Annotated in this window: 19 protein-coding genes; 13 read left to right on the top strand and 6 right to left on the bottom strand. The window is 64.7% G+C overall.

Features of this window, described 5'->3' with window-relative positions:
• The first annotated feature begins 59 nt into the window (after nucleotides 1–59).
• Genes cobG through cobJ form a run of 4 tightly spaced genes read left to right on the top strand, consistent with a single transcriptional unit; the run spans nucleotide 60 to nucleotide 3,502 of the window.
• Entirely contained in the window at nucleotides 60–1,325 is a 1,266-nt protein-coding gene (gene cobG, locus WH367_RS06525) for a precorrin-3B synthase (protein WP_339534959.1), read from the top strand.
• Nucleotides 1,325–1,954: a precorrin-8X methylmutase gene (locus tag WH367_RS06520; RefSeq protein ID WP_116927860.1), complete on the top strand. Its 630-nt coding sequence runs from the start codon at nucleotides 1,325–1,327 to the stop codon at nucleotides 1,952–1,954. The genes cobG and WH367_RS06520 overlap by 1 nt, the downstream gene beginning before the upstream one ends.
• Nucleotides 1,944–2,705, top strand: a complete 762-nt coding sequence (cobI, locus tag WH367_RS06515; protein WP_339534958.1) for a precorrin-2 C(20)-methyltransferase — start codon at nucleotides 1,944–1,946, stop codon at nucleotides 2,703–2,705. The genes WH367_RS06520 and cobI overlap by 11 nt, the downstream gene beginning before the upstream one ends.
• Nucleotides 2,699–3,502, top strand: coding sequence for a precorrin-3B C(17)-methyltransferase (gene cobJ / locus WH367_RS06510; protein WP_339534956.1), 804 nt, complete (start codon nucleotides 2,699–2,701; stop codon nucleotides 3,500–3,502). The genes cobI and cobJ overlap by 7 nt, the downstream gene beginning before the upstream one ends.
• Here the strand turns inward: cobJ and WH367_RS06505 are convergent.
• Nucleotides 3,472–4,230 (bottom strand): cobalt-precorrin-6A reductase, encoded by a 759-nt coding sequence (locus tag WH367_RS06505; protein WP_339534954.1) that lies wholly within the window; start codon nucleotides 4,228–4,230, stop codon nucleotides 3,472–3,474. The genes cobJ and WH367_RS06505 overlap by 31 nt on opposite strands.
• Between WH367_RS06505 and cbiE the strand changes: the two genes are divergently transcribed.
• The 4 genes from cbiE to cobF are packed head-to-tail and all read left to right on the top strand — an operon-like array spanning nucleotide 4,229 to nucleotide 7,588.
• Nucleotides 4,229–5,422 carry a precorrin-6y C5,15-methyltransferase (decarboxylating) subunit CbiE gene (gene cbiE, locus WH367_RS06500; RefSeq protein WP_339534952.1) on the top strand — a complete coding sequence of 398 codons (1,194 nt, stop codon included), beginning with the start codon at nucleotides 4,229–4,231 and terminating at the stop codon, nucleotides 5,420–5,422. The two genes, WH367_RS06505 and cbiE, sit on opposite strands and share 2 nt — an antisense overlap.
• Nucleotides 5,419–5,898 carry a cobalamin biosynthesis protein gene (locus WH367_RS06495; RefSeq protein WP_339534951.1) on the top strand — a complete coding sequence of 160 codons (480 nt, stop codon included), beginning with the start codon at nucleotides 5,419–5,421 and terminating at the stop codon, nucleotides 5,896–5,898. Before cbiE ends, WH367_RS06495 begins: the two co-directional genes overlap by 4 nt.
• Nucleotides 5,895–6,743, top strand: a complete 849-nt coding sequence (gene cobM, locus WH367_RS06490; RefSeq protein ID WP_339534949.1) for a precorrin-4 C(11)-methyltransferase — start codon at nucleotides 5,895–5,897, stop codon at nucleotides 6,741–6,743. Before WH367_RS06495 ends, cobM begins: the two co-directional genes overlap by 4 nt.
• The gene (gene cobF / locus WH367_RS06485) at nucleotides 6,740–7,588 is read left to right on the top strand and encodes a precorrin-6A synthase (deacetylating) (RefSeq protein ID WP_339534947.1); all 849 of its coding nucleotides are present in this window, start codon (nucleotides 6,740–6,742) and stop codon (nucleotides 7,586–7,588) included. Before cobM ends, cobF begins: the two co-directional genes overlap by 4 nt.
• Here the strand turns inward: cobF and WH367_RS06480 are convergent.
• The 5 genes from WH367_RS06480 to kdpF form a co-directional block, all read right to left on the bottom strand.
• Nucleotides 7,545–10,235 carry a sensor histidine kinase KdpD gene (locus tag WH367_RS06480; protein ID WP_339534945.1) on the bottom strand — a complete coding sequence of 897 codons (2,691 nt, stop codon included), beginning with the start codon at nucleotides 10,233–10,235 and terminating at the stop codon, nucleotides 7,545–7,547. The two genes, cobF and WH367_RS06480, sit on opposite strands and share 44 nt — an antisense overlap.
• Before the next feature lie 25 nt (nucleotides 10,236–10,260).
• Complete coding sequence (kdpB, locus tag WH367_RS06475; protein ID WP_339534943.1) at nucleotides 10,261–12,348, bottom strand: potassium-transporting ATPase subunit KdpB; 2,088 nt, start codon at nucleotides 12,346–12,348, stop codon at nucleotides 10,261–10,263.
• Entirely contained in the window at nucleotides 12,345–13,055 is a 711-nt protein-coding gene (kdpC, locus tag WH367_RS06470) for a potassium-transporting ATPase subunit KdpC (RefSeq protein ID WP_339534941.1), read from the bottom strand. The genes kdpB and kdpC overlap by 4 nt, the downstream gene beginning before the upstream one ends.
• Nucleotides 13,056–13,135: 80 nt before the next feature.
• The gene (kdpA, locus tag WH367_RS06465) at nucleotides 13,136–14,845 is read right to left on the bottom strand and encodes a potassium-transporting ATPase subunit KdpA (RefSeq protein ID WP_339534939.1); all 1,710 of its coding nucleotides are present in this window, start codon (nucleotides 14,843–14,845) and stop codon (nucleotides 13,136–13,138) included.
• A 122-nt stretch (nucleotides 14,846–14,967) separates the two neighbouring features.
• The gene (gene kdpF, locus WH367_RS06460; protein WP_027010947.1) at nucleotides 14,968–15,063 is read right to left on the bottom strand and encodes a K(+)-transporting ATPase subunit F; all 96 of its coding nucleotides are present in this window, start codon (nucleotides 15,061–15,063) and stop codon (nucleotides 14,968–14,970) included.
• Between the two features lie 353 nt (nucleotides 15,064–15,416).
• Here kdpF and WH367_RS06455 point away from each other — a divergent pair, with 353 nt between their 5' ends.
• From WH367_RS06455 to WH367_RS06435, 5 genes are all read left to right on the top strand, one after another.
• Nucleotides 15,417–17,042: a peptide chain release factor 3 gene (locus WH367_RS06455; protein WP_116926707.1), complete on the top strand. Its 1,626-nt coding sequence runs from the start codon at nucleotides 15,417–15,419 to the stop codon at nucleotides 17,040–17,042.
• A 299-nt stretch (nucleotides 17,043–17,341) separates the two neighbouring features.
• Nucleotides 17,342–18,934 (top strand): hypothetical protein, encoded by a 1,593-nt coding sequence (locus WH367_RS06450; RefSeq protein WP_339534937.1) that lies wholly within the window; start codon nucleotides 17,342–17,344, stop codon nucleotides 18,932–18,934.
• A gap of 204 nt (nucleotides 18,935–19,138) precedes the next feature.
• Complete coding sequence (locus WH367_RS06445) at nucleotides 19,139–20,113, top strand: glycosyltransferase family 2 protein (protein ID WP_339534935.1); 975 nt, start codon at nucleotides 19,139–19,141, stop codon at nucleotides 20,111–20,113.
• On the top strand, nucleotides 20,113–20,520 hold the full coding sequence (locus WH367_RS06440; protein ID WP_339534934.1) for a GtrA family protein: 408 nt from the start codon (nucleotides 20,113–20,115) through the stop codon (nucleotides 20,518–20,520). The genes WH367_RS06445 and WH367_RS06440 overlap by 1 nt, the downstream gene beginning before the upstream one ends.
• 175 nt (nucleotides 20,521–20,695) lie before the next feature.
• The gene (locus WH367_RS06435) at nucleotides 20,696–22,810 is read left to right on the top strand and encodes a DUF7657 domain-containing protein (RefSeq protein ID WP_339534932.1); all 2,115 of its coding nucleotides are present in this window, start codon (nucleotides 20,696–20,698) and stop codon (nucleotides 22,808–22,810) included.
• Nucleotides 22,811–22,919: the final 109 nt, after the last annotated feature.

Genomic DNA, 22,919 nt, shown 5'->3' with positions numbered 1-22,919 from the left:
AGCGGGCACTTCGCTACACTTCAGCACCCCGGCATTGCGACTGCGCTGCCGCCTGCTCCATGTTTGCCACCCCACCCTCTCCCCTTCCACAGACCCAAGGCTGGTGCCCTGGCGCCTGGCAGCCCATGGCTTCTGGCGATGGGCTGGTGGTGCGGGTGCGCCCACCGCTGGGCAGGTTGTCGGCCGCGCAGGCGCTGCGCTTGGCCGAGCTGGCCAGCGAGCATGGCGCCGGCCTGCTGGAGCTCACCAGCCGCGCCAATATCCAGCTGCGCGGTGTCGCCCCCAATCAGCACGGCGCGCTGCTGGCGGCCCTGGCCGCCCAGGGCCTGCTCGATGGCGATGCGCGCCAGGAGCGGCTGCGCAACCTAGTCATCGACCCGCTGTGCCAGCCCGCTGACGGCGTACTCGCGCTGGCCGAGGCCTTGCAGCAGGCACTGCTGGCCGATACCGCGCTGGAGGGCCTGCCTGCCAAATTTGGTGTCTCACTAGCCAGCGGCCGCCATGGCGGCCTGGCCGAGGTCGCGGCCGATGTGCAATTGGTTCGCGATGGTGCCCAAGGCTGGCTGCTGCAGGTGCCCGGCTACCCCATCGCCTGGCGGGCAGACACCCCCCTACTCAGCGTGCAAGCCGCCCTGGCACTGGCCCGCTGGTGCGCGGAGCAGGCGCGCGCGCGGCGTGCGGCCGGCGAACACCCCGGCCGCCTGCCCCAGCTGCTGCGCCAGGCGCAAGCCCATCCAGGCGCACTGCCACCGCTGGCGCTGCCCGCTGGCCTGCATGAAGCGCCCCCATACCTGCCCGCAGCGAGCCAGCCAAAACCGGGCTGGCAGTGCGGTCTTGGCCTGTTGGTGGCCGCACCACTGGGCCGGGTTGCTGCCAGTGCGCTGGCGCGCCTGGCACGCAGCGGCATCACGGGCCTGCGGCTGACACCCTGGCGCATGCTGCTGGTCGAAGGCCTTGCGCCCCAGGGCATGCCAGGGGCGGGCTTGACCGAGCACGACCACTGGATCTGCGACGCGCAAGATGCGCGGCTGCGCGTCTCGGCCTGCAGCGGCGCGCCCGGTTGCCGCCAAGCCTTGGCCCCCACGCAGGATCTGGCGCTGGCCCTCGCCCCCCATGTGCCCGAGGGCGCGCACCTGCATGTCTCGGGCTGCAGCAAAGGCTGCGCACGCCAGCTGCCCGCCACTGTCACCTTGGTGGCCCAAGCGGGCGGCGATGGTCCCGTCTATGGGCGCGGCCGCCATGCCACGGCCCAGGCCGTCCCCGATTCCCGCTGGAGCGCGCGCAGTCTGCGCGACAATCCCGGGCTGTTGTTTGAAGAAATGTAATGGTTCATACCTACGAAACCAATGGCGCCGAGATCTACCGGCAGTCCTTCGCCACCATTCGCCGCGAGGCCGATCTGCAGCGCTTCACCCCCGGTGAGGAGCGCGTGGCGGTGCGCATGATCCATGCCGCCGGCATGGTGGAGCTGGCCGCGCATGTGCAGTTCTCCGCTGGCGCGGTCGCAGCAGGCCAGCGCGCGCTGGAGGCCGGCGCGCCCGTGCTCTGCGATGTGCGCATGGTCAGCGAAGGCATTACCCGCTCGCGCCTGCCCGCTGGCAACCCGGTGATCTGCACCTTGCACGAGCCCGCTGTGGCCGAGCTGGCGCAGCAAATGAACAATACCCGCAGCGCTGCGGCGCTGGAGCTGTGGCGCCCGCACCTGGCCGGCGCCGTAGTGGCCATCGGCAATGCGCCGACCGCCCTCTTCCACCTGCTCAACATGCTGCAGGACCCAAGCTGCCCCCGCCCTGCGGCCATCATTGGCTTTCCGGTCGGTTTTATCGGCGCGGCCGAGTCCAAAGAGGCGCTGATGCAGGATCTGCCGGTGCCGGCGATGATCGTGCGCGGGCGCCTGGGCGGCTCGGCGATGACCGTGGCCGCCGTCAATGCCATGGCCAGCCATGTTGAATAAGACCAGCGTCACCGCCCCGGGCATCATCTGCGTGGGCCTGGGCCCGGGCGATCCCGAACTGATGAGCATCAAGGCCGACCGGCTGGTGCGCGGCGCCCGCCATGTGGCCTTTTTCCGCAAAAAAGGCCGGCCCGGCAAGGCGCGCCAGCTGGTCGAAGGCATGCTCAGCGGCCAGGCCGCCGAGTACCCGATGGAGTACCCGGTGACCACCGAAATCCCGGTGGACAGCCCCGCCTATGTGCAGCAGCTGGCCCAGTTCTACGACGACTGGTGCCTGCGCCTGGCCGCGCTGGCCAAGCAGGAGCAAGTGGTCGTGCTCTGCGAGGGCGACCCCTTTCTCTACGGCTCCTTCATGCACCTCTACACGCGGCTGCGTGCGCGTGGCGATGTAGACCTGCAGGTGGTGCCTGGCATCCCCGGCATGGTGGGCTGCTGGCATGCCACCGGTGAGCCCATCACCTGGGGCGACGATGTGCTGAGCGTGATGACCGGCACCCTGTCTGAAGACGAGCTAGTGCGCCGCATGGACACGGCCGATGCGCTGGTGGTGATGAAGGTGGGGCGCAACCTGCCGCGCATCCGCCGCGCGCGCGCGCGCGCCGGCCGGGCCGATGCCGCCTGGCTGGTGCAAAACGGCACCACCGACCAGCAGCAAGTCGCCCGCCTCAGCGACGTGGGCGACGAAGTCTGCCCCTACTTTGCCATCGTGCTGGTGCACGGCCAGGGCCGCCGCCCGGAGGCCGCATGGTGAGCAACGGCCAGCTGACCATTGCCGGCCTGGGCCCCGGCGACCTGGACCAAATCACGCCTGCGGTGCTGCAGGCCTTGCTGGCGGCCGACGCGGTTGTGGGCTACTTCCCCTATGTGGCGCGTGCACAGGCCTTGGTGGCGCAGAGCGCGCCGGCTGGCAGCCGCCAGCCGCAGTGGCTCGCCTCGGACAACCGGGTCGAGCTCGACCGCGCCCAGCAGGCGCTGGATCTAGCCGCCCAGGGCCGCCAGGTCGTCGTGGTCTCCTCCGGTGATCCGGGCGTGTTCGCCATGGCATCGGCGGTGTTTGAAGCACTGGAACGCGCACAAGGCGCGCAGGCCGAACGCTGGCTGGCGCTGGATGTGCAGGTGCTGCCTGGCGTTACCGCCATGCTGGCGGCAGCCGCCCGCGCAGGCGCGCCGCTGGGCCATGATTTTTGCTGCATCAATCTGTCGGACAACCTCAAGCCCTGGCCGGTGATTGCCCGCCGCGTGGAACTGGCGGCCGAAGCCGATTTTGCGATGGCCTTTTACAACCCGCGCTCGCACAGCAGGCCGCAAGGATTTATCCGCCTGCTGGAGCTGCTGCGCAGGCATTGCGAGCCCGAGCGCCTGCTGGTATTTGCCCGCGCCGTCTCCACGCCCGAGGAATCGCTGCAGGTTTGCAGCCTGGCCGAGGCCCAGCCCGATATGGCCGATATGCGCACCGTCGTGCTGGTGGGCAACCGCCTCACCCGCCGCGTGGGGCGCTACACCTATACGCCGCGCTACTACGGCACAGTGGATGGCAAGGCGCCATGACGGAGCCAATGCAGCACATCCGCCACGCTTTCAGTGCGCGGCCGCAAGGGCAGTGCCGGGCGCTGCACCATCACGACCGGCAAGCCCAGTGCACGGGCGGCATCGATCTTGCCGCGCGTGGCAGCGCCACCGGCATTCTTGGCCACCAGCCAGGCGATGTGGTGCTGCTGCAGCAGGGCCAGGTCGTCCGCCATGCCAAAAGGGCCCCGGCCCAGCACCACGGTGTGGCGAGGCAGCGGCAAGCTGCCGGGCACGGGGGCATCGACCAGGCGCAGCAGGTAATGGTGCTGCGGGTTGGCGGCAAAGGCATCCAGCTGTTTGCGCCCCACGGCCAGAAAGACCCGGCAGGGCGCCTGGGGCAGCGCGCTGGCGGCATCGGCCATGCTGGCGACCTCGGTCCAGCGGTCGCCGGGCTGCGCCTGCCAGGGCGCACGCTCCAGCGCCAGCAAGGGCGTGCCGGTAGCTTCGCAGGCCGCGCAGGCATGGCGGCTCATCTGCGCGGCAAAGGGATGGGTGGCATCCAGCACATGGCTGATGCCCTGGGCGCGGATAAAGGCGGCCAGGCCTTCGGGCCCGCCAAAGCCGCCGCTGCGCGTGGGCAGCGGCTGGGCCAGTGGTTGCTGGGTGACGCCGGCGTAAGAGAAGCAAGCCCGCACACCTGCCTGGTGCAGGGCCTGGGCCAACTCGCTGGCGCCGCTGGTGCCGCCCAGCAGGAGAACATGCGTCATGGCTGATCCGTGGTTGACATTGATAGGGTTGAACGAGGATGGATTGTCAGGCCTGAGCGCTGCAGCCAAAGACGCATTGGACCAGGCCGAGCTGGTATTTGGCGGCCCCCGCCATCTGCAGCTGGCCGCCATCGATGCGCGTGGCCGCCCCTGGCCCCAGCCTTTTGATGTGGCCCCGGTGCTGGCCGCGCGCGGCCGGCGGGTGGTGGTGCTCGCCTCGGGCGACCCCTTCTGGCATGGCGTGGGCGGCAGCCTGGCGGCGCACTTGTCGCCTGAGGAATGGCGTTGCCATGCCCAGCCCTCGACTTTTTCGCTGGTCGCCGCCCGGCTGGGCTGGCGGCTCGAAGGCTGCGACTGCCTGGGTCTGCATGCCAGCCCGATTGCGCAGTTGCTGCCCCGCCTGGCGCCTGGCCGCCAGCTGATCACCCTGCTGCGCGATGGCGCGGCCGTCGTGCAGCTGGCCGATTGGCTCAGCCACGAAGGCTGGGGCCAGAGCCCCTTGTGGGTGATGGAAGCGGTGGGCGGCCCGCGCGAACGCTGCCGCATGCTGCGCGCCGATACGGCAGCCGCTGCGCTGCAGGCCGAGCCGGCGCAGGCGCCAGTGACCGTGGCCTTTATCGCCCAAGGTGGCCCCGCCCTTCCAGCGGTGCCCGGCAGGCCCGACAACTGGTATGCCCACGATGGCCAGATCACCAAGGCGCCTGCGCGTGCGCTGACCCTGGCCACGCTGGCCCCCCGGCCGGGCGAGCGGCTGTGGGACATCGGCGGCGGCTCGGGCTCGGTCGCCGTCGAATGGTGCCTGGCCGGCGGCCTGGCCACCAGCATTGAGCAGCATGCTGCGCGCGTGGCCAATATCCGCAGCAATGCCGCGCGCTTTGGTCTGCAGGCCCGCATGCAGGTGGTGCACGGCCTGGCGCCGGAAGCTTTGCAGGACCTGCCCGCACCCCAGGCCATCTTTGTTGGCGGCGGTTTTGATGCGGCGCTGTTTGCGGCATTGCGCGCCCACATGCCGCCCGGCTGCCGCCTGGTGGTAAATGCGGTGACTTTGGAGACCCAGGCGCTGTTGGTGCAGCTGCATGGCGAGCTGGGCGGCCAGCTGCTGCAGCTGGAGCTGTCCAGCGCGGCAGCGCTGGGCCGCATGCGCAGCTGGAAGGCGGCGCGCCCGCTGGTGCAATGGAGCTGGCAGGTATGACGCAAGCAGCGCCCCACCGCTGTGTGGTGCTGGGGCTGGGCTTGCGCGCGCAGGCCCAGGCGGCAGACCTGCAGGCGCTGTGGCTGCAGGCCCGGCAGCAGCAGCCTGCGCTGGAAGAATTTTGCGCGGTGGCCGTGCTGCAAGGCAAGGAGCAGCGGCCCGCGCTGCAGCAGTGGGCCGCGCAGCTGCCTTTTGCGGTGGCGATGGTGGCGGTGGCGCAAGAGGCCCTGCCCGCGCAGCCGGTGGTGACGCAGTCGCCGCGCCTCTTGGCGCGTTATGGCACCGGCAGCGTGGCCGAGGCCGTGGCCCTGTCTGCGGCTGCACCTGCGCCGCGCTTGCTGCTGGCCCGCCTGGTGGCGGGCGACGGCAGCGCCACCCTGGCCGCCGCGCTGCGCGAGCGCGGCGCCCCCCCCTATTGTTGTCTGGCAGCGGGCCTGCGCCCGGCTGATCCACAAACCCAAGGAGTTACGGCATGACCGTGCATTTCATCGGCGCCGGCCCCGGCGCTGCCGACCTGATCACCGTGCGCGGCCGCGATCGGATGGCAAGTTGCCCCGTTTGCCTCTATGCGGGCTCGCTGATCCCGCGCGAGCTGCTGGCCCATTGCCCGCCCGGCGCGCGCATTGTCAACACCGCGTCGATGAGCCTGGACGAGATCATCGAAGAGATCCGCGCCGCCGATGCGCAGGGCCAGGATGTGGCGCGCCTGCATTCGGGCGATCTGTCGGTCTGGTCGGCCATGGGCGAGCAGCTGCGCCGCCTGCGCGCGCTGGGCATTGCCTACAGCGTGACGCCAGGCGTGCCCTCGTTTGCCGCGGCTGCCGCCACCCTGGGCGCCGAATTGACCTTGCCCGGCCTGTGCCAGTCGGTGGTGCTGACGCGCACCTCGGGCCGCGCCACTGCGATGCCCGAGGGCGAGCAGCTGGCCGCCTTTGCCGCGACTGGCGCGGTGCTGGCGATCCATTTGTCCATCCATGTGGCCGAAAAGGTGCAAAGCGAGCTGCTGCCGCACTATGGCGCCGACTGCCCGGCCGCCATCGTCTGGCGCGCCAGCTGGCCCGATGAAACCGTTGTACGCACCAGCGTGGGCCAATTGGCCCAGGCCGTGGCTGCCAGCATGGAGCGCACCGCCATCATCCTGGTGGGCCGCAGCATCAGCGCCGAGGACTTTGGCGAAAGCCGCCTCTACGCCACCGACTACGACCGCCGCTACCGGCCCCAGGGCACCGAGCCGCGCTTTCCGGCGCCGCAGGCGGCGGTGGATACCGCCACCGACCGGCCGCTGGCAGCCCCGCCCGCGAATCGCGAAGGCCAGGCATGAGCAGAAGCTTGCCGCCGGTGGCCCTGAGCCTCATCGGCATTGGCACCGGCAACCCCGACCACCTGACGCGCCAGGCCATTGCGGCGATGAATGCGGCCGACCTGCTGCTGCTGCCCCACAAGGGCGAGGACAAGGCCGAGCTGGCGGCCCTGCGCCAGGCGCTCTGCGATGCCGTGCTGCAGCAGCCCGCGCCGCAGACTGCTGGTTTTGACATGCCCGAGCGCCGCAGCCAGGGCGAGGACTACCTGAACCAGGTCGATGAATGGCATGCGGCCATCACCCTGCGCTGGCAGGCGGCGATTGCGCAGGCGCTGGCCCATGGCCTGGTGCCGCGTAGCAGCAACGGCGTGCTGCAGGTGGCGCTGCTGGTCTGGGGCGATCCATCGCTGTACGACAGCACCCTGCGCATTGCTGCGCGCATGCAGCCCGCGCCACTGCAGGTCACGGTCATAGCAGGCATCACCTCGATGCAGGCACTCACCGCCGCGCATGCGATCGCCGTCAATGACATTGGCCAGCCCTTTACCGTCACCACCGGCCGCCAGTTGCGCGAGCAAGGCTGGCCGGCCGGGGTGGACACGCTGGTGGTGATGCTCGACGGCCAGTGCAGCTTTCGCAGCCTGCCGGCGGCGCAGGCCCGCGGTGTCTACATCTGGTGGGGCGCCTACCTGGGCATGGCCCAGCAGTGCCTGGCGCATGGCCCGCTAACCGAGGCAGCCGAGCGCATTGTGGCCACGCGCGCCGCTGCACGCGCCCAGTATGGCTGGATCATGGATATCTATCTGCTGCGCCGCATGCCCATCAATCCAGCGCAGGCTGAGGCAGCACCGGCAGCGCCAGGCTGAAAACGGCCCCCGGTCCGGGCTCGGCCGCAGCGGCATCCAGATGGCCGCCATGGGCCTGCACAATGCGCTGGGCCAGCGCCAGGCCCAGGCCAATGCCGGAGATACTGGACTCGGCATGGCCCCGGCTGAAGGGCGCAAACAGCTGCTCGGGCGCCAGGTGCGCGGGCAGGCCCGGCCCGCTGTCCTGTACGCGCAGGAGCAGCTGGTCGCGCTCCACTTGCGCCTTCACCCGCACGGCGGTGCCCACGGGGGTGTATTTGCTGGCGTTGTCCAGCAGGTTGACGAGCACCCGCTCCATCATCGCCGCATCAATCCACAGCAGCGGCAAATCGGCCGGCAGCTGCAGCTGCACCGGGTGATCGGCCAGGCGCCCGCCGAGCTGGCGCAAGGCACTGCCCACCAGCTCATCGACGGGGATCCAGGCGCGCTGCAGGTGCACGCCATCCTGCTGCAGCCGGGCCATGGCCAGCAGGTTGTCCACCAATTGCTGCAAGGCCTGGGCCTGGTTGCGAATCTGCAGCAGCATGTCTTGCGCCGGGCCGGGCGGCGCATGCGGCAGGCCCGCCTGGGCAGCGCCCAGGATGCTGGTGAGCGGCGTGCGCAAGTCATGCGATACCGACGACAGCAAGGTGTTGCGCATGCGCTCGCCCTCCATCGCCACCTGGGTCTGCTGGGCCACCTCGACAAAATGCACGCGCTCGAGCGCCAGCGCAATCTGGCTGGCGCAGGCATCCAGCAGGCGCCGCTCCTCGGGCACGCGCAAGCGCTCGGGTGTGCGCAGCTGCAGCACCAGCACGCCGCGCGCCCGCACCGGCGCCATCAGCGGCACATACAGCGCGTCCGACGCGGCCAGGGTGTCCGTACCCCGGCCCGCCATCTGGCTGTGCTCCATGCTCCAGCGGCCCACGCTGGCATCAATCGCCGCCTCGCTACCGGGCGCCACATGCAGCTGCTCTTGTGCATCGGGCAGTAGCAGGCCGGTGCGCGCATCGAACACGCCCGAGACCGTCGTCAGCGCCGTCTGCACCACCTGCGCCTGCGTCAGTGCGCCCGACAGATCACGGGCCAGGCGCGCCAGCGCCCCAGCGCGGCGTTCGCGCTCTGCCGCCACCCGGGCCTCATGCCGCAGCCGCGCCATCAGCTGGCCGCAGACCAGGGCCACGCCCAGCATCAGGCAGAAGGTGAAGATGTACTGGGTGTCATTAACGCCAAAGGAGTTGCGCGGCGGTACAAAGCAAAAATCAAACAGCAGCACCGATAAGAGCGCCGCCCAGGCGCCCGGCCCCCGGCCCCAGCGCAAGGCCGACAGCACGACCACCAGCAAAAACAGCATCACCACATTGGCAGGGTCAAACACCTGCAGCAGCGCCTGCGCCAGCAGCGCGGCCGCACCGCAGGCCAGGCTGGCGCCCAGGTAGCCGCGCCAGGGCCAGGGCGCCTCCCGCGCCGGCGCGGGTTCGGGCCGGTTGCGCGGCCGGGGCACGGACAGCAGCAGCACATCCAGGCCCGGGTCCAGCCGAGCAATCTGCTCGGGCAGGCCGGACGGCGCCCAGGGCCACCAGCGCATCGCCGTTGGCGGCACGCGGGCGAGCACCAGGTGGCTGGCATTGCGCTCGCGTGCAAAATCGACCAGCGCAGCGGCGACCTGGGCTCCGGGGATCGTCGCGGTATCAGCCCCCAGGCGCGCGGCCAGCGCCAAGGTTTTGAGCACGGCCTGCTGCGACTGCGCCGAGCGGTGCTGGCGCGCGGGCGCATCCACATAGACCACCATCCAGTCGGCCTCCAGCCGCCGGGCCAGGCGCGCTACCTGGCGCACCAGGGCATCATCCCCCGCCTGGCCGCCTACGGCGACCAGCAGACGCTCGCGCGTGGGCCAGACATCGCCGATGGCGCGCTCGCGCCGGTAGTCGCGCATGTCCTCATCGACGCGGTCGGCCGTGCGGCGCAGCGCCAGCTCGCGCAGGGCCAGCAAATTGCCCAGGCGAAAGAAATGGTGCGAGGCCCGCTCGGCCTGCTCCAGCGGGTAGATCTTGCCGGCCTTGAGGCGCTTGAGCAGTTCCTCGGGCGGCAGGTCGACAACGATGACCTCGCTGGCATCGTCAAAGATGTGGTCGGGCACGGTCTCATGCACCTGGATGCCGACAATGCCGCCCACCACATCGTTGAGGCTCTCCAGATGCTGCACATTGAGCGTCGTCCAGACATCGATGCCGGCATCGAGCAGCTCCTGCACATCCTGCCAGCGCTTGGGGTGGCGCGAGCCGGGCGCATTGCTGTGGGCCAGCTCGTCCAGCAGCAGCACCTGCGGGTGGCTTGCCAGCGCCGCATCCAGGTCAAAGGCCTCGCGCTGGCGGCCCTGGTGGGGCAACAGGCGGCGCGGCAGCAGCTCCAGGCCATGGAGCTGCTGCACGGTCTCGGCCCGGTCATGGGTCTCCACCAGTCCCACCAGCACCTGGCGGCCGGCCTGGCGCTCGCGCTGCGCCGCTGCCAGCATTGCATAGGTCTTGCCCACCCCGGCATTGGAGCCAAAGTAGATGCGCAGCTTGCCCCGGGCCGCTTGTTGCTGGTCGGCCTTGAGCTGGGCGACCAGCGCGTCCGGGTCAGGCCGTGCGGCAGGTGCGCTGGGGGTAATGCTGGGGTGGGGCATCGTGGCGCTATTGTGGGGCAAGCGCTTAGAACAAGCCTGTTGCCGTCAGCAGCATGTCGATCAGCTTGATGCCGGCAAACGGCACCAGCAAACCACCCAGACCGTAGACCAGCAGATTGCGGCGCAGCAAGGCCGCCGCACCCACGGCCCGGTAGCGCACGCCGCGCAAGGCCAGCGGCACCAGCGCGATGATGATCAGCGCGTTGAAGATGACGGCGCTCAGAATCGCGGAATCGGCGCTGTGCAAGCCCATGATGTTGAGCGATGCCAGCTGCGGGTAGGTAGCGACAAAGGCGGCCGGAATGATCGCAAAGTACTTGGCCACATCGTTGGCAATGCTGAAGGTGGTGAGCGCGCCGCGCGTCATCAGCATCTGCTTGCCGGTCTCCACCACCTCGATGAGCTTGGTGGGGTTGCTGTCCAGGTCGACCATGTTGGCGGCTTCCTTGGCGGCCTGCGTGCCGCTGTTCATCGCGACCGCTACATCGGCCTGGGCCAGTGCGGGTGCATCGTTGGTGCCGTCGCCCGTCATCGCCACCAAACGGCCTGCAGCCTGGTGGCTGCGGATCAGCTGCAGCTTGTCCTCGGGCCGGGCCTCGGCCAGGTAGTCGTCCACGCCCGCCTCGGCGGCAATCGCAGCGGCGGTCAGCGGGTTATCGCCGGTCACCATCACGGTCTGGATGCCCATGCGGCGCAGCTGTGCAAAGCGCTCGCGCATGCCGGGTTTGACAACGTCCTTGAGCTCGATCACGCCCAGCACCCGCGCGCCATCGGCGACGACCAGCGGCGTGCTGCCCTTGCGCGAGACGCTCTCCACCGCCAGTTGCACCGCCTGCGGAAACTGCCCGCCCAGCGCCTCGACATGGCGGCGCAGCGCATCGGCCGCGCCTTTGCGCAGGCTGCGCGGGCCTGTGGCGCCAGCCAGGTCCAGGCCGCTCATGCGGGTCTGGGCGGTAAACGGCACCGGCTGGGCCTGGGCGGGGTCGAGCACAGCGGGGCTCAGCCCATGGCGCTCCTGGGCCAGCGCCACCACGCTGCGGCCTTCGGGGGTGTCATCGGCCAGCGACGAGAGCTGGGCGGCTTCGGCAAGCTGCGCGGCGCTCACGCCAGGCGCTGGCAAGAATTCGCTCGCCTGGCGGTTGCCCAAGGTGATGGTGCCGGTCTTGTCCAGCAGCAGCACATCCACGTCGCCCGCAGCCTCCACCGCGCGGCCCGAGGTGGCAATCACATTGGCCTGCATCATGCGCCCCATGCCGGCCACCCCAATCGCAGACAGCAGACCGCCGATGGTGGTCGGGATGAGGCAGACCAGCAGCGCCACCAGCACGGCCACGCCGACAGCGCTGCCGCTGCCCGATTGCGCCACCGCAAAGACCGAGAACGGCCAGAGCGTGACGATGACCATCAGAAACACCAAGGTGAGCCCCACCAGCAAGATGCCCAGCGCCAGCTCGTTGGGCGTCTTCTGGCGCTTGGCCGATTCGACCATCGAGATCATGCGGTCCAGAAACGACTCACCCGGGTTCACCGTGACCTCGACCACCAGCCAGTCGGACAGCACGCGCGTGCCGCCGGTCACCGACGAGAAATCGCCACCGGCCTCGCGCACCACGGGGGCCGATTCGCCGGTGATGGCGCTTTCATCGACCGAGGCCACGCCTTCGACCACGGTGCCGTCGAGCGCGATCACATCGCCAGCTTCCACCAGCAGGAATGTGCCCTTGCTCAGGCTGCTGGCGGGCTGGGCCGTCCAGGCGGCGCCATGCTGCGCTTGCTGCAGTACCTTGGCCACCGTGTCACGCTTCATACCACGCAGGCTGGCGGCCTGGGCGCGGCTGCGCCCTTCGGCCAGCGCCTCGGCAAAGTTGGCAAACAGCACGGTGAACCACAGCCAGCCGGCAATGGCCAACGTAAAACCGCTGCCCTCCTGCGCCATGAACAGCGCTTGCAGCCACAGCAGGCTGGTGAGCCAGGCGCCCAGGTAGACCACAAACATCACCGGGTTGGTCCATTGCAGGCGGGGCGAGAGTTTGCGCAGCGCATCCCAGGCGGCGGCCTGCAGCAGCGCCAGATCGCCCAGGCCGGCAGATGCCGTCCGTTTTTTCGTGTTCATGGTTGGCTCCGGGTTGGCAGGGCATCGAGCGCCATATTGAGCGCCAGCACATTCACGCGGGGCTCACCGAGCAGGTAGCCAGTGCGCCGCTGCGTGGCCTGGTCCAGCAACTGCTGCACCTGGGCGGGCGGCAACTGCCGCTCGCGCGCCACGCGGGCCAGTTGCAAGTTGGCATTGGCGACCGAGATATGGGGATCCAGGCCCGAAGCCGAGGCGGTGACCGCATCGACCGGCACGGCCGCATCGGCCGCCAGGCCATTGGTGCTGCGGTACTGCGCCACACGCTCAGCCACGCTATCGGCCAGCCCCTGGCTGCTGACGCCCTGGTTGCTGGCGCCGGACAGGCCGGCGTTGTAAGGCGCAGCGATGCTGGCCCCGTCCTGCTTGGGGTCAGGTGCCGTCGTGGCGCTGGGCCGGCCATGGAAGTAGCGGGCGCTGTCAAAGTACTGGCCGATCAGGGCCGAGCCCACGATCTGGCCATTGTGCAGCACCAGCGAGCCATTGGCGGCATGGGGCAGCAGCGCCTGGGCCACGCCGGTCGTGGTCAGCGGGTAGGCCACGCCGCACAGCAGCAGTACCAGCACGGCGGCGCGGGCACTGCTGCCCAAAGTGCGGCCAAAAGTGCGGCCCCAGCCTGCGTCGGCGGGGGCGGCGGCCTGCTGCGCACTGGGCGTAGGCAGGCGTTTATCGGAATCAAGGCTTGTCATGTTTTTCTCCTGCGGGCACGGCCTGGCCGTGCCCCGGTTCGCGTCAAATCAGTTGGGATACCAGGTCAAAGAGAGGGGACTCAGGGGTAGAGCTGCCCAGCCAGCATCTGCAGCTGCTCTACGACCGGCCCCAGCGCCAGCGCTGGCAAAAAGGTGAGCCCGCCGACGACCAGCACCACAAACACCAGCAATCCGGTGAACAGCGGCGTGGCGGTGGGGAAGGTGCCGGCCCCGGCGGGCACACTGGCCTTGCTGGCCATGCTGCCGGCGACAGCCAGCAGCGGCAGCAGCGTCAGGTAGCGCCCCATCAGCATCGCCAGGCCCAAGGTGGTGTTGAAGAAGGGCGTGTTGGCATTGAGGCCCGCAAAGGCCGAGCCGTTGTTGGCAGTGGCCGAGGCATAGGCGTAGAGAATTTCCGAGAAGCCATGCGGGCCCCGGTTGTTCAGGCTGTCGGCAGCGCCCGGCCAGAGCATGGCCAGCGCCGTCCAGCCCAGAATGCAGGCCGGGTGGGCCAGCACCGACAGCATCACCAGCTTCATCTCGCGCACCTCGATCTTCTTGCCCAGGAACTCGGGCGTGCGCCCGATCATCATGCCGGCCAGGAACACCGTCAGGATGGCGTACTGCAGCAGGTTGATGAGGCCCACCCCATCGCCGCCAAACACGCAGTTGAGCATCATCAGCGCCAGCGGTGTGATGCTGCCCAGCGGCGTGAGCGAGTCATGCATGGCATTGACCGAACCGGTGGTGGCCGCCGTGGTGGCCGTCACAAACAGGGCGGTATCGGTAATGCCAAAGCGCAGCTCCTTGCCCTCCATATTGCCGCCCGCTTGCGTGGTGCTCCACTGCTGGTCGGCGCCGGCGCGGGCCAGCAGGCTGCTGCCGTTTTGTTCGCCTGTCCAGACCAGGGCCAGAAAGCCCAGGAAGATGATCAGGCTGGCGCCAAAGAACACCCAGCCCTGGCGGCGCTTGAGCAGCATCGAGCCCAGCGCATAGGTCATGCCCGCCGGGATCAGCAGCATCGCCAGGATGTGCAGCATATTGGTGAGCGGCGTGGGGTTCTCAAAAGGATGGGCCGCATTCATGCTGAAGAAGCCGCCCCCGTTCGTGCCCAGGTGCTTGATGCTCTCGAGGCTCGCGACCGGGCCCATCAGCAGCTGCTGCGTGCGGCCGCCATCGATGGTATGGGCCAGCACCTCGGTGCCCAGGGTTTGGGGCACGCCCTGCCAGACATAGACCAGCGCCAGCAGCAGCGACAGCGGCAGCAGCACGCGCCAGAGCATGCGCACAAAATCCACCCAGTAGTTGCCAATATCCTGGCTGCCCGCACGGGCCAGCCCGCGCACAAAGCCGGCAGCAGCGGCCAGGCCGGCGGCGGAGCCCGCAAACATCAGGCCGGTGATCACCACCATTTGCGTGGCATTGCTCAGGCTGCTCTCACCCGCATAGGCCTGCCAGTTGGTGTTGGTGATGAAGGAGGCTGCCGTGTTGAACGCCAGATCCGGCGTCTGCGCAGCATTCTGCAGCGGGTTGAGCGGCATGCTGCCCTGCAGCCGCAAGAGCAGGTAGCCCAGCAGCATCAGCAGGCCGTTGCTCATCACCAGCACTGCGCCATAGCGCTGCCAGCCCATGCGCTCTTGCGGGTCCACACCGATGGCGGCGTAGGTCCAGCGCTCCAGCCGGCTGTCGTGCGCGCTGGTAAAGCAGCGTGCCAGCCACCATCCCATGGGGATGGTGAGCAGCACCAGCACCGCCACAAAGGCGGCATATTCGATCCAGACTAAACCCATGTCAGCCCCCGCTCAGATGCGCACCAAGGCGCAAACAAAGCCCAGCAGGCCGACAAAGCAGGCCAGCGTGAGCCCGACAAATACGAGGTCTTGCAGCATGTACATGGCCCTCTCCCCTTTTTTCAGAATTTTTCGGGCCGCAGCAGCGCGTACCCCAGATAGACAAACAGCGCAGCACTGACCAGCGCGGCCAGCACCTCCACTCCATGGATCCACATGGTTTTCTCCTCATACACCGCAGCCAGGCCGCCCAATGCGGCCCCGCGCAGCGTGGTGTTGCACAGGCAAAACGCCTGCAGTGGAGCCAATGTAGGTTTGCGCGCATCAAGCAGGCGCTGAGAATGCGCGGCGGGATATCAAGATGGCATCAAGATGGCCGAGAGAAGGGGTGGCTAAGCCCGGGTGACGCGGCTGTGCCGCTGCGGCGACCTGGGCAAAGGCGCTGGCGCCCTGCCTGCCCAAGCCCGGGTAAAACGCTTTCCGTTAAAATGCCCGCAGTCCCAGCCAGCACCTGCTGGCTTTGTTTTTTGGCAGCCCAGTCCCGGGTCTGCGCCCTTTGCTCTTCCGTACTGTGTCCTACGCTCCCGAAACCCAACGCCGCCGCACCTTTGCGATCATCTCCCACCCGGACGCGGGTAAGACCACCCTGACCGAAAAGCTGCTGCTGTTCTCCGGTGCGATCCAGATCGCGGGCGCGGTGAAGGGCCGCAAGGCCTCGCGCCACGCCACCTCGGACTGGATGGAGATTGAAAAGCAGCGCGGTATTTCGGTGGCCTCGTCGGTGATGCAGATGAGCTACCGCGACCATGTCATCAACCTGCTCGACACCCCCGGCCACAAAGACTTCTCGGAGGACACCTACCGGGTGCTGACCGCCGTGGACTCGGCGCTGATGGTGATTGATGCGGCCAACGGTGTGGAATCGCAGACCCGCCGCCTGATCGAGGTCTGCCGCCAGCGCGATACGCCCATCATCACCTTCGTCAACAAGATGGACCGCGAAGTGCGCGATCCGCTGGACATCATGGATGAGGTCGAGCGCGAGCTGGGCATGCCCTGCTGCCCCATCACCTGGCCCGTGGGCCAGGGCAAGAGCTTTGGCGGCATCATCAACCTGCTGACCCAAAGCATGACCGTGTTCGCGCCAGGCAGCGACCGCGGCCCCAAGGATTTTGAAGTCATCCCGCTGAGCGAGGCCGACAAGCTGCGCAGCCGCTTTGGCCAGGCCTTTGACGATGCGCTCGATTCGATGGAACTGGCCCAGGGCGCCTCTGCCGAATGGAACCATGCCGACTTCCTGGCCGGCAAGCTGACCCCGGTGTTCTTCGGCTCCGGTGTGAACAACTTCGGTGTGATGGAAGTGCTCGACGCGGTGGTGGACATGTCGCCGCCGCCCGGTCCCCGCATCGCCTATACCGAGGTCAACCGCAACCGCGAAGAGAAAACCATCCATCCGGAAGACAGCAGCTTCTCGGGCGTGGTGTTCAAGGTGCAGGCCAATATGGACAGCAACCACCGCGACCGCATCGCCTTTGTGCGTGTGGCCTCGGGCAAGTACACCCCCGGCATGAAGATGAAGGTGCAGCGCACCGCCAAGGAGCTGCGTCCCACCAGCGTGGTGACCTTCATGAGCCAGCGCCGCGAAGCGGTGGACGAGGCCTATGCCGGCGACATCATCGGCTTTACCACGCACGGCGGCGTGCAGCTGGGTGACACCATCACCGATGGACCCAACCTGCAGTTCACCGGCCTGCCCTTCTTCGCGCCAGAAATGTTTATGACCGTGGTGCTGAAGAACCCGCTGCGCACCAAGCAGCTGCAGCAAGGCCTGATGCAGCTGGGCGAAGAAGGCGCCATCCAGGTCTTCAAGCCCGATGCCGGCGGCAATATGCTGCTGGGCGCCGTGGGCCAGCTGCAGTTTGAAGTGGTGCAGCACCGCCTGAAGACCGAATATGACTGCGAAGTGCGCCTGGAAGGCTGCCAGTACACCGGCGCCCGCTGGATCACCGCCGACACCCCCGCCGAGCTGCGCGAGTTTGAACACGCCTACCCGCTGCGCCTGGCCCATGACGCGGCCAACACCCTGGCGTATCTGTGCACCAGCCCGTATGACGTGCGCCTGGCGCAGGAGCGTTTTCCGAAGATCCACTTCCATCCGCTGCGCGAGCATGCGGGGTTGGAATTGCAGACCTCCTGATCGCGCCGGTACCAGATACCGATGGCCCATCGCAAGTCCCGCCCCCAGCTGCCTTTGCAATCCTATGCCGCCCGGCATAGCGGCTTGCGGGCCGTGGAGGGTGGCCAACGGGGTGCGAGAAGCCTTCCCCGCTTGCGATGGCGCTGATCGGCTTTGTCCTCAGCCAGTACGCACAGCTGCTGGTTTTCATAGCCGCCTGCTGGGGGCTGGGCAGCCTGCTCTGGCCCGCATCCGATCTGCCCACGTGCCAGCCTGTGCGCATCGCGCTGGGCATGGGTTTGGTCATTTGTGCGTTGCAAGTGCTAGCCATTGCAGGCTTGCTCAACACCGCATCGGTCTTGCTGGTCATCGGCTGCGGGCTGGTGGCTGCGGCGCTGCAACCCCGTCAGTTGACCTGGCCCCGGTTTGCGCTGGGATGGCCGCTGCTGCTCCTGCTGCTGGCCACGTTGCCAACCTTGTTCGCCCCGCTGCGCCCGCCCCTGGCCTGGGATGCGCTGATGTACCACCTGCCCCATGCGCGGGAGTGGGCATTGACCGGCCATCTGGGTGTGCACGAATGGCTGCGCTACCCCTGGTTCCCCTACAACTTTGACCTGCTGTTTGCTGCCGCCCTGGTGTTGGGCAACGATGTGCTGCCCCAGCTGATCCATGCGAGCACGGGCTGGGTCACCGCTTGGCTCATCTATCGGCTGGCGATGCAATACCTGCCCGCGCCTGCTGGCACGGCAGCTGCTCTGGCCACAGTGATCTGGCTGGTCACCAGCCGCAGCCACTACAGCGCTGCATATGTCGACATGGCCGTGGCCATGTTTCTGACCACCGCCTTTGCTGCCATGCTGGCCAGCATCCGGCCCGCAGACCGGCGAGTGGTATGGCTGGCTGCATTCCTGTTAGGAGTCGCCGCTGGCAGCAAGTACCAGGTGCTGGGCCTGCTGCCGCTGTTTGGGGCTGCGCTGCTGTGGCGCCACCGCCTGCAAGGCCCAGGCTGGCGCATGCGCAGCGAATGGCCAACCTGGCTGGGTACTGCCCTGTGCTTTGCGCTGCCATGCGTTTACTGGTATGCCCGCAACGCCCTGCTCACGGGCGATCCCTTCAACCCGCTGGGCGGGCGACTGCTGGGCTTTACGGACTGGAATCTCGGCGACTACCTCTGGCAGTTGCAGGACCTGCGCAACCATGCGGGTTGGCCGCATTGGGTGCTATGGCCTTCCTTGGCTGCACCGCTGCTGGCGTCTGTGCGACGGGTACCTGCGCTGCGCGCTGCCTGGTTAGGGGCGGCCTATATGGCGTTGGTCTGGCTGCTGAGCTCGCGCTACCCGCGCTACCTATTGCCCGCCTATCCCTTGCTCAGTTTGCTGTCGGCTGCGGTATGCACGCAGTCGCTACTGCAACTGCCTGCCAAGCTGTACCGGGCACTGGCACACGTGTTGGTCGGATTGCTTGTACTGGCCCTGGGGATCATCGGAGCACGCAGTATCGCCAAATCCTGGCCTTTGATCGCCCCCACTCAGGCCGCACGCGATACCATCCTGCAGCAGCAAGTTGCTGGCTACCAGGTCTGGCGGTACTTGCAAGAACACCCTGAGGCCAAGCTGTACCAGATGAACCTGGAAGACAGCCTCTACTATGCACCGCGCGCCACATGGGGCGATGTGTTTGGACCGTGGCGCTACCGCGACTACCAACACCTCGGTGCCCAGCAGCTGTACCATAAACTCAAGTCCGAAGGCTTCACCGCCTTGGTGATACACACAGGTCGGGCGGCGACTGTGGCACAACAGCCTGAATTTTTGCAATATTTTGAATTAATGCTGGTCGATGGCGAGGTCAGCCTGTATCGATTGAAGCCTTGGCTGGAAGAGCGCAGCGCAGCAAGCACCGTGCTTTTCTGAGGTATTCAGCCACAAACGCATTGAGATATCGAAAGATGATATCGATTGCATGTATTAATTCAGCAATAACATGCATGACCCCTTCGTCCCATTATCTTTTTCTCTCCGTACTCCCTGCCATTTTCTGGGGCATGCTTTGCAAGTTAACTTTCTGGCTCAGGCACAATGCGGCAGCCGTGTGAATGATTAAAAATAATTTCTGACATGACCGAATTTCCGTCCCGCCTCTACCGCAACCAGCGTATCGCCGTCATCCTCCCCTGCCACAACGAAGAGTTGACCGTGCGTCCGGTGGTGGAAGGCTTTCGCCAGGCCTTGCCAGAAGCTGAGATCTACATCTTCAACAATCTCTCGACGGACCGCACCGCCGAGATCGCTGTTGAAGTGGGCGCGCACCTGTGCAATGTCCATCTCAAGGGCAAAGGCAATGTCGTGCGCCGCATGTTTGCCGATGTGGATGCCGATATCTATGTGATGGCCGATGGGGATGCCACCTACCATGCACCGTCGGCACGCAAGCTCATCGACATGCTGATTGACGAGCAGTTGGACATGGTGGTTGGTGCACGCGTCGAAGCGGAGCCTGAGCCCGGCGATACCGGCGTCACCTACCGGCCAGGCCATCGCTGGGGCAACAAGCTGTTGACCGGCACGGTGCAGCAAATCTTTGGCGGCAGCTTTCGCGACATGCTCTCGGGCTACCGGGTGTTTTCGCGCCGCTATGTCAAATCCTTCCCTGCACATTCGCAGGGCTTCGAGATCGAGACCGAGCTGAATGTCCATGCGCTGGAGCTGCGCATGCCTTGCACCGAGGTCGATACGCCTTACGGCGCCCGGCCCGAGGGCTCGGCCAGCAAGCTGTCCACCTACCGCGACGGTTGGCGCATCCTCAAGACCATCGGCCGCCTGGTGGTCAGCGAAAAGCCTTTGCAGTTCTTTGGCTGGCTGGGTGCTGCACTGGCGCTGGTCGCCATTGCACTGGCCATCCCCATCGTGATGGAGTACAGCCACACGGGCATGGTGCGGCGCTTTCCGACCTTGGGCCTGGTGTCCGCCATGGTCGTCTGCGGCGGGGTGTCCTTTGTCACCGGTCTGATCCTGCAAGCCATTACCTTGACGCGGCGCGAGATCAAGCAGATTGCTTATCTCGCTTCTGTGGCCAACACGCCGAGCAAGTGATGCAGTTCAAGATCAAGCGCTCGGTGCTCTGGTTCCTGATTGCCGGCTCACTTGCCTTTGTCGTTGATGTCGTGGTGTTGACCTTGCTGCGGGATGCCCTGGGCGTGTATGCCGCGCGGGCCGTGTCGTTCTGGCTGGCGGCCACCACGACCTGGCTGATCAACCGCAATATCTCCTTTGCGGGACGCAGCGCCAACGGCAGCTTGCTGGCCGAGTACCTGCGCTATCTGGGTCTAATGCTGGGCGGCGGTGCCGTCAACGTTGCCGTCTATTCGTTGCTGGCCTGGACCTTTCCCCAAGGCCCGCTATGGCTGATGCTGTATGTGGCTGCGGGTACCTTGGTCGCGATGACGGTGAACTACCTCAGCATGACCCGGCTTCTGTACCGCCAACGTGCAAACAGCTAGATATGGCCTCGCTGTATCCATGACGACTATATAACATTCGTATACAGCAAGCATCAAAAAGAATAAGCAGCGCATACATCCCTGCCTTTCCAAATAAATTTAGTTGAGAACAGTGACCGTTCCAACAGCGGCATGCTGTGAATACTTAAAAATGGCAGAAGATTGAAAGTATTACATGATAAATACACAGTTCAGAAAATTATTTTTTTTCATCTTCTTGGTGATTGGCATTGTATATATCAGCAATACATGGTCACCTTCTTCCTACGCATATTTTTTAAAAAATCATCTGGGCTATAGCGAAATTAAACCAGATTTTGGAAGTGCAAGGCCTATACGCAGCGATGAATGGGCGGTTGTAACACCACTCACTCAGGCAACGATACGCAACAATTTCGAGCGCTACAATAAAACTTCACTGTACCAGGAAGATCTGCGCATCAATTATGGACTTCCCATTGCGGACTGGGGCCTCATTTTCAAGCCAACGATGTGGCTTTATAGCTTTGTCAATCCAGCTTATGCCTACTCATTTCATTGGTTTGCTATTTTCTCCTTATTTATCGCCGGCTACGCCCTTCTTTTCACCAAGTTTGGAGCCGACAATAAAACCGCAATCCTACTCTCTTTTGGGCTCTATTTCACGGGATTCAGCCAGTTTTGGTGGAATGAAAAAGGCCCTCTATTCGCTTTTTTCCCATGGGTAATCATCCCATTCTTCCTCAAGATCAACCCCCTCTGGCAGCTGAGTCTTTTCTATTACGCATCCGTCTCTTGGCTATTAACAAATCTTTACCCTCCCATCCAAATTTCTCTTGCATTTGTAGGATTTATTACATTACTACTGCTGCAACCTAGGCTTTTTAAAATTCCCACATTGGTATATTTGGTGATTTTTGCTGGACTGGCTGCCTGCACCGCGGCACTATACCAGTATGACTATCTCAAAGAGACCAGCGTCACACTGTACCCTGGTGGCCGACATATCGTAGGGGGAGATGTCCCTACTAGGTTTTGGCTGTCTTGGTTTTTCCCAGCCATTAATTTCTCCTGGAGCTACAAAGATCTCGTAGGCATGAACATGTCCGAAATTGGAACAGTGGGCATGTATTACTACATTTCTGTCTTGTGCTTATTGAATTATAAAAATTTCAACACCCTATGGAGCGACAAATCTAAACGAAAAATTTTCATTGGTCTGACGCTTGCGTTTTTCATTCAATGTGCATGGATGTTCCTCCCCATACCGGCCGGCATTGGAATGCTTTTACTCTGGGACAATGTTCAACCACTTAGAATGCAATTTGCGAGCGGTGTTATTCTTACACTTATAATATTCTATACAGCCAATACTATCGGCATTATTTTTTCATGGCAACGCTTATTACTACTTATAGCACTTGCTGCGTTTGGTTGGTTTTCCCTCAAATACACCATCGCACCAAACCGATGGGAAGATTTAGCCTTTATACCGATGATCGTCGTGACATTCCTGATCATCAAGAATAAACCACACCAAGCACACAATGCCATTTTAATAACCTCCGTTATTTTTGGTGCACTTTTCTTTGGAAGATTTAACCCATTGCAATCCGCGCGGCCTATATTTAACATCAAAGATAATGAAATTGTTAAATATTGGCGGGACCAAGAGAAAGCCAACAACAACCTACTAGTTGCAATGGATCTCCCTGGAGCAACGGCTAATGGCCTGGGTTTTAGATCGCTGAGTCACGTCACACCTGTTCCCCATATGGATTTTTGGCATCGATCACTGCCGAGCACACCATCAGATCAGATCAACTATATTTTCAATCGCTATTCGCATATCAACCCCTATCCTGCCTTGCAACCTTCATTGCGACAAGCCGATTCTGTTGAAGTACCTGTCAATCAATTTGCAAAAACAAATAAGGCAATTGTGATCGACAATTACTCTCTTGAGCTCCCCAAGCAAGGATCGTTCAACACCGAAAAAACATATCCCGATGCAATCGTTTTCAATGGCTGGGGCGGGTGGCAAGGTGAAATGAATTCACGTCGTATAGAAGTAATGGTGGAGCCCGCTTCACCACAAGATATCGAATGGATAACGATGGTTCGCCTTGATCTACCCATTAACACGGACAATAAGATATCGGCGCTGAATGGATTCAGATTGACCCTACCAAGAAATGATGGGAAGTTGCCCGACTGTCTTTCATTAATCACCGTCGACCAAAAGACCGGCTCTCGAATCTTGATGGAAAACCCCAGCTCTTTGCCTTACTGCAAACCTTCCCTTCATTGATTTTTGGGTAATTTAATACCAACAGCTTCCTGTGGATAAGTCCCAGAAAACCAGCTGACTGTTCTGACCGTAGGCAAATGCACCTAATTATTTACGCTGACCTCTCGCC

It is taken from the genome of Comamonas sp. MYb21 (genome assembly GCF_037479395.1).
Classification (GTDB): domain Bacteria; phylum Pseudomonadota; class Gammaproteobacteria; order Burkholderiales; family Burkholderiaceae_C; genus Comamonas.
The sequence above is the reverse complement of the archived record's forward strand: the minus strand, read 5'-3'. Positions and strand labels throughout refer to the sequence as shown.